Source organism: Bacteroides stercorirosoris (assembly GCF_900142015.1).
GTDB lineage: Bacteria > Bacteroidota > Bacteroidia > Bacteroidales > Bacteroidaceae > Bacteroides > Bacteroides stercorirosoris.
Window position 1 is genome coordinate 86,498 of record NZ_FQZN01000024.1, and the last position, 12,779, is coordinate 99,276.

A 12,779-nucleotide genomic window follows, 5' to 3' on the forward strand; every position below is an offset into this window, starting at 1 on the left:
CTCAATTTATAAAATCATTATCAAACGATTTATACTCCAGGTAGTGCGCGGCTCTCAGGCAATATTGCACATTGTTCAGACTGTAATAATAGTCTTCTATATGCATCAAGGCAAGTTCGCGTTCACGTGTGGACAGTTTTTTCCAGATTTTGGCTATCTGCCCTTTGTTCTCCACCGGCAAATGTGTCACTTCACTGTATTTGCCGATGAATTGCTGCAGAGCTTTATCTACCGGTCTTTCACCCGATTGTTTCTTACCTGTGGGACTACCCGTCCAGGCATCATAGTTGGACACGCGAATATGACTGGGACAGGCTCCCGGCACTTTCTCCATGGTACCCTCGACGAAGCAATGTTCGAAGAAACGCCGGGCATGCGTCCTCGTCCATCCCAATATATCCGCCCACCCGGCAAAAGAAATGATTGACTCTCCCCGCGCGCAGGTGATCTGCACACCATTATAGAGCGTCACCACATCCCGATAGTTAACAAAGGTCAGCACCCTCAGAAGCGCTTCCTCTTCACTACTTGCCGCACCTCTCTTTCCATAAACATCCATCAGTAATGCCCGGGAAACCATGACATAGCCCGTCTTTAACAAATTATCTTTCATCAATCAAACATTTTTCAAATTAACATCTTTTACGTTTTCTCCCGATCACCCGAACAGACATCTTCTTTGAATGATATTCAGCATATTACACAAAGAAGTGAACACCTGAACGGAGGGCAAACGAACACAACATAATTATATTAGAAGAAATGATATACTAAAGTATATCTATCAGAACAGATGATGTGTTCGAGTCAAACAGATGATGCGTCGGGTCCCAACGCATGATACGTTTGCCCCGAACTGATGATGCGTTTTCCTTTACTGTTTACCTTAATCAATTTTTCTTTCTTTTTCATTGCTCAGTTGTTTACTTATTTACACTTCAAATAGAGACATATAATATACTCATATTCTGTATTACAGCGCAAAAATAGGAAGTATTACTCAAAGCTCAACAGCAAATATTTACACCAACACAAATATAAACATCACTAAATAAAATCATTGCAGGTATATAGGCGTTTTTTAATAGTGAGTAATTTCAAAGATAATGCACCATCCCTACAAAAACTATTACTATCTTTGCAATGTTTTAATTAAGAAAGGAGATAGTGATATGGCAAGACCTATTAGAGAAACACCTATTTTATTCGGAGAAGATGCCCGTAGATTTGAAGAACAAATGAAGCATCCGCGAAAAATCTCAAAAGAAGAGCGGGAACGTAGAAAAAAAATATGAACTCGTCATGAAGGCAGTTACAAACTTTAAATAACTGCCTGATGAGTAAAACTATAGATTGGTTGTCGTGCCTTTACCTTTCAATCCAATTTTCTATTTTTATAGATGAAAGGCGATTGAGATGTTTTACATTCTCAGTTATCATAACAAGCTTGTGATAGATAGCTGTAGCACCAATCAAAATATCAAAATCATCTATTGGCTGCCCTTTGGCATATAGCTCCGCTTTCTTATCAGCAAAGACAGACAAGGCATTATAAATAGGCAATATTTTGAATTGTCCTATAAAGCTCGCAATTTGCTTCAGATGTTTTTCTTTGTTCGCGTTACGAGCAGCCCCGAAAAGCAGTTCGGCAACTGTAATCTCTGATATATAGCAATTATTCTGACCAACTTTCGCGATTTTCTCATCCAGCTGATATCTGCCCTTCATATAGAAGATACAAATATTGGTATCAAGTAAATATCCTTTCATTAGTCCAATGACACAATATGGCGCGTCGTGCCGCTTCGCTTTTCTTTAATAGCTTCCAGCATTTCCTCTGCCTCGGCATCATCTGCCCACACACCAAATAAGGATTCCAACGTCTTACCCTTGGCGGTATCACTTGTTCCTTCTTTTTTAAGTAACGAATCTGTCAACATCTTTATTAGATGTAACTTTGTTTCATCTCCCAGCGACTTCAACATATCGAAATAGCTGTGAGCCAATCTCACGCTCATATCCATAACGCCTCCTTTTTTATCCAAAAACAACTAACATCTACAAAGATAGAAAGTTTCTGCTGAAAACACAAAAAGATACTCTTTTCTTTCCGAAATCCCCCGTCTCCGGGGGAATAAAAACACGCGCGCGTCAGCCTGCCTTATGTACAAACAGTAAATCCTCAACCAACAGATCGAAAGCTTGTTCACTGATGGCACCTTCGTGAAAGTAGAAGTAATGGGTGAGCAAACGGCGCACCTGGCGAATGCGGCACTCAGCGGTATAACCTTTCCACTCACCTACCCTCTTGCTGTCCAACGCCTGACGGATAACGGCTACATACGGAGTAATCAGACTGCGCACATCATCGCCGGGACGAACCTGTATCTTCTCATTCGGCAAAATAATAGTCACTTCCGGATGGTCGGCACGAACTATACGCATGGCCTCTGTCCAGCGAAAACCGTCTGAAATTACATCACGAGTAGTCTTTTTTTTGATGCATCTGTGGCACCGGGTGCCACAAAGGCACATCTTTTGAATCTTTTCATTGTTTGAATAAAAATTTAATTATTAATTAATGAAGGCTATAAGCCTTCTTTTTCGTTCTATTCTTCCCATAGCAACTTGGGATATTCTCCCTGGCTGTAAGATTTCCAGTGTGCACTTCCCCAACCATTAGATGAATCAGCGCTATATACAGGCCATTTATTGCTGGCAGTATCAAAAAAGGCATCATTGGATGAAAATCCATTATTAGTGCTATAATGCAGCTTACTACTTGAAACAGAAATTCCATAATTGTTTTTCGAATAACTATTATCTAATTCTCCAGTGAGACTTCCAACCTTATTATTGCTACCATTATCTATTATTTGCCCGGCATTATAGCAATATTCCATGATCTTTGTTCTAACCAGACGGCTCAATATCCCGCCACAATCTCCATTATCGCTACGCGCATTACTTTTGACTATTGTGCCAACATTATAACAATACCTTATTTCCGTGTCCATACCGGCACTACCTGGCTCAACTTGATTTCCCCAGGTAATTCCGGCAATACCGCCACCATATACATCTACTGTGATATTTCCAGAGTTTTTACAATATTCTATGATGCTATGTCCACCGCTACCTACTATACCACCGACATCGCCACCATTAGTTGATACAATAGTAGCCGCATTACTACATTTGAGTATTTTACAACCGGACCTATCGCTTATATTCACTATACCTCCAAATGTTTTACCACTAACTGTTATTTCTCCGGAGACAAGATGCACATTTTGTATCGTCCCTCCACTATAGGAAAATATTCCTCCTCGTGTGCTCTTCAGATTGCTTATCTTAAAACCCTTGCCATCATACAACAATCCACTTTTCACCGGTTTCCAATCGGCATACATATTTAAATCTATATCGTGGGTTTGTACATAGTACTCTGTTTCCGCAGAGTTATTTTCCGTTCCCTCCACTCCTACTCCTCTCAGCTGTGGCGAAGTTGTCACCTGATACGGATCAGCCTCCGTACCTGCCCCTTCCATGCCGCCTGCACTTAACGGCAAAGTCACTGTCAAGGCGGTAGCATCTACTGTCAGGCCGGTAGTGGTGGCAGAAACCAGCAATTGCTCTTTACTCTCCGCTTTTGCCTGATTATCGGTGATATAAACATCGAAGGAAGCGAGAGGTTCCGGAATTTTTCTCAGTCCATTCAATATATATTCGTTACTACTTCCACTGACCGCAGTTGCAGCATATTCATTTCCATTTACTATCACTTTTGAAACCGGGCCCAATGTGGTGGCTACATAACTTCCCGTATTCAACTTCATAGAGAAATTTTTGAAAGGAGCCGCAATGCGTGTATAGTTTCCTGCCCTAACATCGGCAGCTGCAAGGGATTTCTGATAAGCATAGCGGTTGTCGGCAGGACCATAGTCAAATGCAACTTCAGCGTCTGCACCGGGACGCACAAGGTAGCGGTATATCCCATCTGACATCTTCCACGGAACCATGCCATAAAACACAGGAGCAGGATCATACGGAGCATCCGAATTGCTCGTTTCATTAATCTGGATCTCTATTAAAGACATGGCATGCGTGAAAGAGAAAGCCAATGTGTTGCTGTTAAGTGTACCTGCGCCTGTCATCAGGTCAGCGGAGGTATATTTATCATAGTCGCTCTGGTCTGCCGGAGGGGTGAATGCGGAGATTATTTCCGCAACGCTCTTCTTGCCATCCATACTACCGTTGTAAGGATAATAGGCATAGTAAGTAATGCCAGTACCATATACATGAATCTGATTGTTTGTATTGACAGGTTGCCATGCTCCGGCACTATACTTATAAGGAACGTTGTTTTCCAGAATGACATTACCGGAGTTTTTTAAGGCAAAAACCCCTATCTGTTCATTTCCCGTGAAGGAAGTCTGGTATCCGCTTTCTTGTGTGCGTGTATCTGCTGCGCCACGAAAGCCGTCGAGCGTGACTTGCAAGGAGGCAATTGTCTTTTCGGAAGTATCTTCTAATTCCGGGCTGCAAGCCATAAACAGGGACACAAAAGTTGTCAATAAGATTATTTTTTCTGCTATCCTTTTCATTATATATTATTTTAAAAAGTAAAACCCGGATAAACACTACGCATGACAGTACCATAGGCATTTCCGTAACTTCCGTTCGAGAAAGTTGTAGGAAAACCACTACCTGTAACTTTATATGAGCTTGTCCAAAGAGTACTAAAATCCATATCATTATAGTTTTCTACAGCCTTTCTACTTTTATTAATGATATCCCTCATGTCGTATGCATACTGGGTCTGCCCCACTGACATTACATACCAGCCACTGGTAGCAACGGGCGGTGCGGCAGTAGTATTTGTCAGCACTTCACGTATCTCACGGGGATTGGAAACTGATGTACTAAGAGTTTGCGTATTTGTATAGCCGTTGAAAGCGGTTGCACTGTTGGAAGCATTTCCGCTTCTTCGCACACCGGATATCATATCCAGAGCCACTACATAGCCTTGTATTCCTGTATTTCCGGATATTCCCGTACCACTATATTTCGATATATTGTCTTCACGCCCTTCTCCCGTTTCACCATTGGCATATATGATGCCGATGCACGTTTTACCTGCCGTCGGTGGTATACTGTATTGCAGTGCCGTCCCGTCGGTCAGCACACGATAGCCGCCATCACTCCAGGTTCCGTCGTTATAATAGTAATCTCCTGTTTTAATATCTTCTGCTTTATATCCTTCCGCTATCTCTCCACCCTTATCCACATCTACGGTTGTTCCACTCCATACACTGATACTGCTTACCTCTGCCGTCACTGCATCCCTTGATATTTTCAGGTTATAGGCAATGGAAGTAGAAGGTAACCAGTCGGTCATGGAAGGCAGCGCCAGGCCGGTCACAGTTCTTGTGTCTCCTACTCCGTTCATCGTATAAGTGAAGCTAAGCGTGGCACTTTCAGAACTAGTTCCCGCAGCGGCTACAGGTAGCAGAAAGAAAGTCGCTATCTTCTGGGTGGTTCCGGCTGTTATGGTACTGGAAGACGAAGGTAAAGTGGCGGTGCAGGATATGTCGTTTCCCGCTCCGGAGGCTATATTGCTCCATTGCATCCAGTCAGTCGGAGAAGTGACAGAGTGGAAGGCTACCGTACCGCTTTTCTTGGTTTGGATGGAAAGGGAGTTGATGCTTACTCCCGTGAAACCACTTCCCGCTTCCACATTGAGAACAACCCGTGTCAGTGCATGCTTGAAGGAGAAATTGACCGTACCATTGCTTGCTGTTTTATCAGGTACGGGTTTTGCCAGTAGCAAATCTGTCTGTGCAGCTTCAGTGGCTTGCACCTGATAGGTGAATGAGGGATATCCTGCATCGGTGCTTCCCGGTAGTGTCAGTCCCGTGGCATCATGCGGCGCATAAGCAAAGAAAGTGAGTTTGTCGTTGCTGTTGGCGGGCCAGTACTTTGTAGGGGTGTATTCCCATGAACCGCTTCCTTGCGTCACTATCTGGTTGTACATGAAATTGGGAGTGGAAGATGCCGCATTAAAACCGCTTCCTTGTGTAAAGTAAGCCAACACGCCCAGCGAAGGGAGGTTATCTTTGTTATAGTCTGTTCCTCGCGTCTGCGCCTCTATGGTCGGAATAAATCCAACGGGGACAGGCAGTTCTTCCATATCATCGGTTTGCGAGCAGGAGGCAAACAGAGTGAAACAGAAGGCAAAAGTTAAGAGTTTCATTCTTTTCATGTCTTACGATTTACTGTCTTGAATCTATGTGTGCCCGGAGAAGGACATTCAACCTTGTCCGGGCTGGGGTTAGGGAGAAATTACGGCGGATTTGTAATTTGCCGAGACAAAAACAAAAGACCGGGGTTAATTGACTGTTACGGGTTTATTCGTTTCAGCATCCCAATCAAAGTCCGATACATCCACCGTGATTGCATTCAACGTGATTGTAAACGTGAACTTGTAGGCTTTGCCTTGTGCAAATACATTCGCTCCCAAATCCACCTCTTTGGTGAAAGAAGACGCTACAGCCGTAGTAGCACCGGAAGAAGGAAGTGAAACGATGTCATAAGAGATTGCGGCTACTACATCATCGGCTGCACCGGTACCTGTTGTTCCGTCAATAGGAATGAAGAACAGATATTGGTCGTCAGTAAACAGGTTGGCGACTGTTGAATTAATTTCAACGGCAGGCGTGGTATAGCCTTTCCAGGCAGGATTTGCCAGTTTCAGCACACCATTGGCAGAAGTTGCGGCAATGGCATACTCAGCTGCCAAATAATCACTTCCGGGAGTCGTTGCCGGAAGTTCCCATGTGGCATCATTCATATCAAAAGTGGCTTTCTGGGCAAGCTTCTTGGTATGTTTCAACTTGATGCCGGTGATGTACACTTTGGTTTCGGCATTAGTAGCCACACTGGTCTTAGCATGCATTGCCACACGGGTAAGCGCATGTTTAAAAGCGAAAGTGACTTTGCCACCGGCCGTAGTACTCTGCTGGTCTTTCACGCCCGATACCACCAAGTCCACCATATCCTTCTGATTATCCTGCAATGTAAATTCCAAAAGCGGGTCTTCCGTAGCTGTCGCATTGGTCACCTTAATCTTGTTTGCACCGGTGGGAGTGCCAGTTGTGGCACCGGCATTGAAGGGAGCATAGGCGAAGAATGAAATCTTGTCCGTAGTATTAGTAGGCCAGAATTTTGTAGGAGAATATCCCCAACTCCCGCTCGGCGCTCCGGGAGTCCAAGTAGTCTGCACATTGTCCATAAAAAGACCTTTCGCACCGGAAGTACTATAGTTCCCGCTCGTCTGATACGCAAGGATACCGAAGCCTTTGCCAGCCACCTTCAAACCGTTGGCGGTAGCGCCATCCGTAAGTGAGTTGTCTGTTACCAGCCCTTTTGTCTGCGTTCCCGTGTACACTCCGAATCCAATGGCACGGTTAGTGTCCGGATTGGTTTCCACAATCTCATTTTGCGAGCAACTTGCCATAGTCATGGCTGCTGCCGCTACTAAAAATAAACTTTTCGTTTTCATGAATTGATACATATTTTAATTAATAAAAAAGAGTTTCATTGATAACTTCATGTCTGTTCCGTTTGTCCTTTTATACCGGAACGTCCACTTCCTCGTCTTCCCATTCGTCCACATCCACATCGAAGCCGGAATCGGAACCGCCCTCGGGTTTCACATCGGGGAAAGTTTCGGGAACGGAGGCGTCTATAAAGAGCGTGATGTTTCCGGCACTGTCCGTTTCTTCTTCCACTGTTATGTCCGTCAGCATTTGCTCCACCACTGTCTTGCCATCCACCAGCAGCGCCTTCAGTGCAATGGAATGTGACAGCGAGCGGTCGAAGCCGAATACATCAAGCTCTCCCGTCAGCCGGCCGTCGGTGAACGAACCTTCGGCAAAAACCGGATTGCCCACCGTGAACTGCTGGCCGCCCAGCTCCTCCCCTGCACGTCCGTCGTGGAGGAAGACCGAAAGGGGCACTCCGTTCAGTGTACAACGCACCTCGCGCACATTGTGCAAGCCTTTCACGTTCAGTGTCACCCGGATGTGCCGGGTAAGCGGCGTGGGCGTGAAGTGCATCCTGCATGCACCTTCGGGGCAGACACCCCGTGCTGCCGGAGGGGCATAGTTGCCCAGCATGTCATCCGTCACTTCGAAGTTCAGCACCGTGCCCGATGCCAGTTTGTCGGGCGAAGAGATGATAACACGCGTATCGGCACGGGTCACCACTTCTTTAGCATACGCTTCGAGCGATTTCATAGACTCCATTCCAGTAAACAGGAGGTTGCTGAAATCGGTGAACGAACGGTTAAAGAGTATGGCATCATAAGTTCCCCGCGGCAAACGCACGATGGTACGTTCACGTTCGCCCGTCAATATCACGCGAGGCTCACTGCCATCCTGAGGGAAGATGACCAGCGTGGCACCGTCGTCTTTTTCTTCCGGCATCCCTGCATGGCTCCAATCGGCTGTTACTGTGATCTCAGCTTCCATATAGTAAGTCAGTTCGCGACGCTCGCACGACGCAAAGAAGCACAAAAGCCACGACAGCGCAAAAAGCCACGGCAACGGTCGTATCCAACTATAATATCCCGACTTAAATACTGTATCTTTCATTCATCTGATTTTTTTTATCTTCAATTCATTCTTCCCGCCCGGTCAGCAGTCAACCAACTTTATCTCCGACAGATACAGGCGTGTCATATGGTTCACCACACCCAGCTTCGACGCCACACGCCCGTAACGGGAGTAGAAGGCCTCGGTAGTGGGATGGTTGCAGTTCAAATGCTCGCCGGTCGCTTCCAGTACATCCAGTAGTGAAATGTCGTTAAGCGGACGGCACAGTTGGTAAGAGGTCTCTTTATCGGCCGAAGCACCGGGGATGCGGTTCACTATTTTATGGCGTTCCAGACGGGCAAGCATGACGGCAAGTTCGTCGGGGGTGATATGATAACTTTCTACGGCAAGCGCCTGATGGCCGGCGATGTCATGCAAGATGGCTATTGCTTTCTGGGTTTGTTGTGTAAGCATAGGACGTAGTGGTTTATAATGATCAGTAGTGATTTATGATGATTAGTAATGGGGTTATGATGATTTATTTTTTGCCAGCAGCTTTACGGCGCGTCAGCAACCATACGAGGGAAAACTTTACTTTCGTAGGCCCAAGCCAGGTATAATTTCCGTTTTCCTGCCACAGCAGCGTCTGATAGTTGTCGCGGGTACGGTAATGACGGTAGTCGGTACGTAGCAGACCAATGCCGAGGCTGAACTCCAAGTGCAGGTTGCGGGCGATGCGATGTGCATAGCCGTAGCTCAATCCGGCAGCGATGAAAAACTCTCCCTGGTAGCCTTTCTCTTTCCATTGCAGGTCATACTTACCTCCACCCGCATACAGGCCGAAGAAATGTCCGGTCAGCACCTCACGATTGGAACGTCTCCCCAACCAACAACGACCTTCCAGAGCGCCGGAAAGTACTTGAAGACAGTATTTGTCACCATCCAGCAGCCACCAGGGGAATATATATTCACCGTTCAGTGACCAGCGTTTACCGATGGGGAGTTCAATCTCGATGTTGGGCATCAAGGCAGCGTCGAACAGCAGATTTGTTTTCAATGCAAACAAGGGGCGGCGGGAAGCACGGGCGGACAGGAATGACTGCCCATGATGAAACCATTGAAGACGGTCAGCTCCCCTCTCCTTCGCCATCTCTCCAAAAACACGCTCCTCTTCCTTTATCTTTCCCAAAAGGGCAATCCCCTTCACATCCTTCATCTGCACCGTGCAGACAGTGGCATTACGAAGCCGGGGTAATATGCGGTCTTGGATATAGGTATAGGCATACCCGCAATTCAGCCGTTTCAGCAATTCCTTGCAACGGTTGAGGTCCTTTACATAATCCAGTATCATCAGGACTTCTTCGCGGTCGGGAACGGAGTCATCTTCTTCAATCATGCTGCGCAACCCTGCCCAATTCTCCCCCTGCGGGTCGGTAAGTATACGCTGATGCTCGATGGCCGGATATTTTTCGGAAAGGTAGTCCTTCACTGCGTCCGCACGACGTTCAGCCAAACGGATATTGTGCGTCTTGTCACCTTCGGGAGAGGCATAAGCCGTGATGAAGACAGTGTCGATAAGTGAGGCAGCGGTGCTGTTGGATAGCAGGACGTGAAAAGCACCAAGTGTTGGGCCGTTATCCATATAGCTGCTGTCTATCAGCGACCGGTCGAAACGGAAATATAGCAACAGGGATTCGCGGAAGAAACTGTCACGTCGGCAAAGGAGTGTGTCCGCATCCATGTTCACGTCCGTATCCGCTACCTTGCCTGCAAAAACGGAAGGCGGCAACAAAAAGAGCCAAATGCCGCAAATGATTATAAATACTTCTTTTTTCATAAGCAAGTGGAGTTCAGAATAAATCGCTTCATAGGATGGGCGACATATTCGGTAGTTTGTGTATAGAGTATTCGCATAATAACTTCTTTTATTATTTCCATTACTTATCAAGTAACGGAAAGGGCAATCTTCACGCATAAAAAGAGAAGGCAACTATTCAGGTATAATACCTTCTGATTATCAGAACTATCCGTCATGCTGAGCGTAGTCGAAGCATCTCCTCTCCGCATGTAGCAAGGGGGAGTAGATCCTTCGACAAGCTCAGGATGAAGGTTACTCCGACAATAACAAGCGGGTAGCATACCTGAATAGGTACAAGAAAAGGCGTTTTCTTACCGATTATTTCAATAATCCTTTATGAAAAAACTATTTTGCTAATAAGTAAAGCGAATAGACAAGCTGTCCGTTTTTGAGGATTCAAAGATGGATGAAGTGGTGTGTGCTTTTCAGTCCGCATCAGGGGCAATATGAGATGTTTTTAGTGTTTGTAAATAGATTAATAGATAAAAATTAAGTTATTAACGTGAAAAAAAGACCTTTTATTTTGGATAATCAAAAATAATGTTCAATTTTGCAGGCACAAAGCTCCGTTACTTGATAAGTAATTCCCCGCTTGCCTTTCCGTTACTTGATAAGTAATTTCCTTGCAATATATTGTTTCATAACATATTACAATTCACATCATTTCCCCATTTACTTTTCCTAACAGAAGAAATCAATTTACGGTTAGCCTTATCCACCTTTTCATTTTCGAAGGGCTTCAGATAGGTTTCCGTCACGCGAACCGAAGAGTGTCCCAATGCCTGGCAAATGATTCCGACGGGCATTCCTATATGGTAGGCCAGTGTAGCCCAGGTGTGCCGCGCCGTGTAGGAGCTGACTTTTACACCGGGAAGTAACCGTTTAGCCAGTGCTCCCAGCATCTTATTGAAATTCCGCAAGGCTTTCTGATAATACCCGTATAAGGCATCCTCCCCTTCCGGGGCATCATTCAATATGGGAAAAAAATAGAGGGAGGCAGCATCCTTATCCTTAAACTCTTTCAGTAAGGGCAAGGCTTCCCGAGGGATGCGCAACGTGATCTGCTTTCCCGTCTTGTGGCGGCGGTACACTATCCTGCCATCACGCACATCCCTCTTGCGAAGGTGGGCAAGGTCGATGAACGGCATGCCGCGCAGCAGGAACATCAGAAGGAAATAGGCCTGTGCGCGTTGTAGTTCTTTGCAGGGCACGGCAAGATTTGTGTGCATCAGCCTGCCCATCTGTTCCTCAGTCAACGCCCGTTTGGTCTGCGACTTCACCTTGGTATACACGTCATCGAAGAGTTTAGCGTTGTGTTCCGGCGTGCCGGGTGGGGACAGGCGGTTATATACCGCCTGCAAGGTGCGCATATAGGTGGAAATGGTGTTCCAGCTCAGCCGCCTTTGCAGCAGCCAGTCCTCATACGCTTTCAGTCGCCCGGGGGTGAACACGTCATTCACGGGCATTGCCCCACAGGAAAACTTTGCAAAAGAGTGCAAGGTGCTGGTGTAGGTATGCACCGCAGGGTACCTCTTGTCTTCACTCAATTTGTTAATGACCTTCGTCATATACAGCGAAAGGTCCAGCCTTCCGTCATCTTTCTCAATCCTTTCTGTATTCATCACTTTTATCATTTAAAGTTGCACACTACGAAGTGAGTCCTGAGAACAGGAATCACAAGTGTAATGTTTGTGAATACAAAGTAAAGAAAGTGAGGAAGAAGATTCAGAGCCAAACAAAAAGAGAAAATGCTAATATCAATCTTGAAATAACAGAAAACTTCTTATCTTTGTACAAAGAACATTGTTCAAGATGAAAGGAGCAAGAATATGAAAACAAAAGATGAATGTATTGCCACACTCAGACAATTCAAAAATGATTGTGCGTCCAAATATGGCATTCGCTCTATTGGAATATTTGGTTCGGTAGCTCGTGGCGAGAATCGACCTGACAGTGATGTAGATGTTTTCGTAGAATTGGAAGAACCCGACCCATTTGTCATGTTCGATATTCGAGAAACACTGCAATCCTTGCTCGGATGTAAAGTTGATTTAGTTCGTTTGCGAGAAGGATTACGAGATCTATTACTTAAAAGAATAGAGCAAGATGGAGTTTACGCCTAAGTTGAAAGAAGAAATTATTGATAAACATCTGTCCCCACTGAAAGAGGCAGTGGAAATCGTAAAACAAGATTTAATCTAATAATTAATAAATAGGGATATTCCTAAGATAATAAAATTTAAGGCAACTAATTCATTGCGAGTTAGTTGCCTTTTTTGTATCTTTAAGCATTCCCCCCAAAAAACGGTTTGACGGCCAAAACG

The 12,779-nt window shown here is 45.4% G+C and carries 13 protein-coding genes; 2 read left to right on the top strand and 11 right to left on the bottom strand.

The genetic code is table 11. The features are described 5' to 3' along the window. Position 1: 1 nt before the first annotated feature. Positions 2 to 613 (bottom strand): hypothetical protein, encoded by a 612-nt coding sequence (locus BUC01_RS17485; RefSeq protein ID WP_025831169.1) that lies wholly within the window; start codon positions 611 to 613, stop codon positions 2 to 4. A gap of 559 nt (positions 614 to 1,172) precedes the next feature. Here BUC01_RS17485 and BUC01_RS26115 point away from each other — a divergent pair. Then, on the top strand, positions 1,173 to 1,295 hold the full coding sequence (locus BUC01_RS26115; RefSeq protein WP_262483988.1) for a hypothetical protein: 123 nt from the start codon (positions 1,173 to 1,175) through the stop codon (positions 1,293 to 1,295). Positions 1,296 to 1,368: 73 nt separating this feature from the next. Here BUC01_RS26115 and BUC01_RS17495 read toward each other — a convergent pair whose 3' ends face one another. The 10 genes from BUC01_RS17495 to BUC01_RS17545 all read right to left on the bottom strand — a co-directional run bounded on the left by BUC01_RS17495 (position 1,369) and on the right by BUC01_RS17545 (position 12,077). After that, positions 1,369 to 1,770, bottom strand: coding sequence for a type II toxin-antitoxin system VapC family toxin (locus BUC01_RS17495; RefSeq protein WP_025831168.1), 402 nt, complete (start codon positions 1,768 to 1,770; stop codon positions 1,369 to 1,371). Continuing rightward, positions 1,770 to 2,018 (bottom strand): hypothetical protein, encoded by a 249-nt coding sequence (locus BUC01_RS17500; protein ID WP_243462380.1) that lies wholly within the window; start codon positions 2,016 to 2,018, stop codon positions 1,770 to 1,772. The genes BUC01_RS17495 and BUC01_RS17500 overlap by 1 nt, the downstream gene beginning before the upstream one ends. A gap of 133 nt (positions 2,019 to 2,151) precedes the next feature. Further along, positions 2,152 to 2,535: a hypothetical protein gene (locus BUC01_RS17505; protein ID WP_244895758.1), complete on the bottom strand. Its 384-nt coding sequence runs from the start codon at positions 2,533 to 2,535 to the stop codon at positions 2,152 to 2,154. 74 nt (positions 2,536 to 2,609) lie between these two features. Further along, a complete protein-coding gene (locus BUC01_RS17510; RefSeq protein ID WP_083595470.1) occupies positions 2,610 to 4,607 on the bottom strand; it encodes a fimbrillin family protein in 1,998 nt (665 codons plus the stop codon). An 11-nt stretch (positions 4,608 to 4,618) separates the two neighbouring features. After that, a complete protein-coding gene (locus tag BUC01_RS17515; protein ID WP_073314369.1) occupies positions 4,619 to 6,256 on the bottom strand; it encodes a fimbrillin family protein in 1,638 nt (545 codons plus the stop codon). Positions 6,257 to 6,391: 135 nt separating this feature from the next. Then, complete coding sequence (locus BUC01_RS17520; RefSeq protein WP_083595472.1) at positions 6,392 to 7,564, bottom strand: fimbrillin family protein; 1,173 nt, start codon at positions 7,562 to 7,564, stop codon at positions 6,392 to 6,394. 70 nt (positions 7,565 to 7,634) lie between these two features. Next, positions 7,635 to 8,657, bottom strand: a complete 1,023-nt coding sequence (locus BUC01_RS17525; protein ID WP_081795759.1) for a DUF5119 domain-containing protein — start codon at positions 8,655 to 8,657, stop codon at positions 7,635 to 7,637. Positions 8,658 to 8,699: 42 nt separating this feature from the next. Then, positions 8,700 to 9,071 (bottom strand): Rrf2 family transcriptional regulator, encoded by a 372-nt coding sequence (locus BUC01_RS17530; RefSeq protein ID WP_025831161.1) that lies wholly within the window; start codon positions 9,069 to 9,071, stop codon positions 8,700 to 8,702. Positions 9,072 to 9,135: 64 nt separating this feature from the next. Then, the gene (locus tag BUC01_RS24950; RefSeq protein ID WP_243462376.1) at positions 9,136 to 10,434 is read right to left on the bottom strand and encodes a DUF3575 domain-containing protein; all 1,299 of its coding nucleotides are present in this window, start codon (positions 10,432 to 10,434) and stop codon (positions 9,136 to 9,138) included. Positions 10,435 to 11,093: 659 nt separating this feature from the next. Beyond that, complete coding sequence (locus tag BUC01_RS17545) at positions 11,094 to 12,077, bottom strand: tyrosine-type recombinase/integrase (protein WP_073314373.1); 984 nt, start codon at positions 12,075 to 12,077, stop codon at positions 11,094 to 11,096. Between the two features lie 207 nt (positions 12,078 to 12,284). On the opposite strand from BUC01_RS17545, the gene BUC01_RS17550 reads away from it, so the two are divergent. Then, a complete protein-coding gene (locus BUC01_RS17550; protein ID WP_025831159.1) occupies positions 12,285 to 12,578 on the top strand; it encodes a nucleotidyltransferase family protein in 294 nt (97 codons plus the stop codon). Positions 12,579 to 12,779 lie beyond the last annotated feature (201 nt).

Excerpts from the sequence above, each read along its gene's own strand:
- BUC01_RS17495 (WP_025831168.1), bottom strand. The coding sequence starts at position 1,770 with ATGAAAGGATATTTACTTGATACCAATATTTGTATCTTCTATATGAAG.
- BUC01_RS17500 (WP_243462380.1), bottom strand. The coding sequence starts at position 2,018 with ATGAGCGTGAGATTGGCTCACAGCTATTTCGATATGTTGAAGTCGCTG.
- BUC01_RS17520 (WP_083595472.1), bottom strand. The coding sequence starts at position 7,564 with ATGAAAACGAAAAGTTTATTTTTAGTAGCGGCAGCAGCCATGACTATG.
- BUC01_RS26115 (WP_262483988.1), top strand. The coding sequence starts at position 1,173 with ATGGCAAGACCTATTAGAGAAACACCTATTTTATTCGGAGAAGATGCC.
- BUC01_RS17505 (WP_244895758.1), bottom strand. The coding sequence starts at position 2,535 with ATGTGCCTTTGTGGCACCCGGTGCCACAGATGCATCAAAAAAAAGACT.
- BUC01_RS17545 (WP_073314373.1), bottom strand. The coding sequence starts at position 12,077 with ATGAATACAGAAAGGATTGAGAAAGATGACGGAAGGCTGGACCTTTCG.
- BUC01_RS17515 (WP_073314369.1), bottom strand. The coding sequence starts at position 6,256 with ATGAAACTCTTAACTTTTGCCTTCTGTTTCACTCTGTTTGCCTCCTGC.
- BUC01_RS17525 (WP_081795759.1), bottom strand. The coding sequence starts at position 8,657 with ATGAAAGATACAGTATTTAAGTCGGGATATTATAGTTGGATACGACCG.
- BUC01_RS24950 (WP_243462376.1), bottom strand. The coding sequence starts at position 10,434 with ATGAAAAAAGAAGTATTTATAATCATTTGCGGCATTTGGCTCTTTTTG.
- BUC01_RS17485 (WP_025831169.1), bottom strand. The coding sequence starts at position 613 with ATGAAAGATAATTTGTTAAAGACGGGCTATGTCATGGTTTCCCGGGCA.
- BUC01_RS17510 (WP_083595470.1), bottom strand. The coding sequence starts at position 4,607 with ATGAAAAGGATAGCAGAAAAAATAATCTTATTGACAACTTTTGTGTCC.
- BUC01_RS17530 (WP_025831161.1), bottom strand. The coding sequence starts at position 9,071 with ATGCTTACACAACAAACCCAGAAAGCAATAGCCATCTTGCATGACATC.
- BUC01_RS17550 (WP_025831159.1), top strand. The coding sequence starts at position 12,285 with ATGAAAACAAAAGATGAATGTATTGCCACACTCAGACAATTCAAAAAT.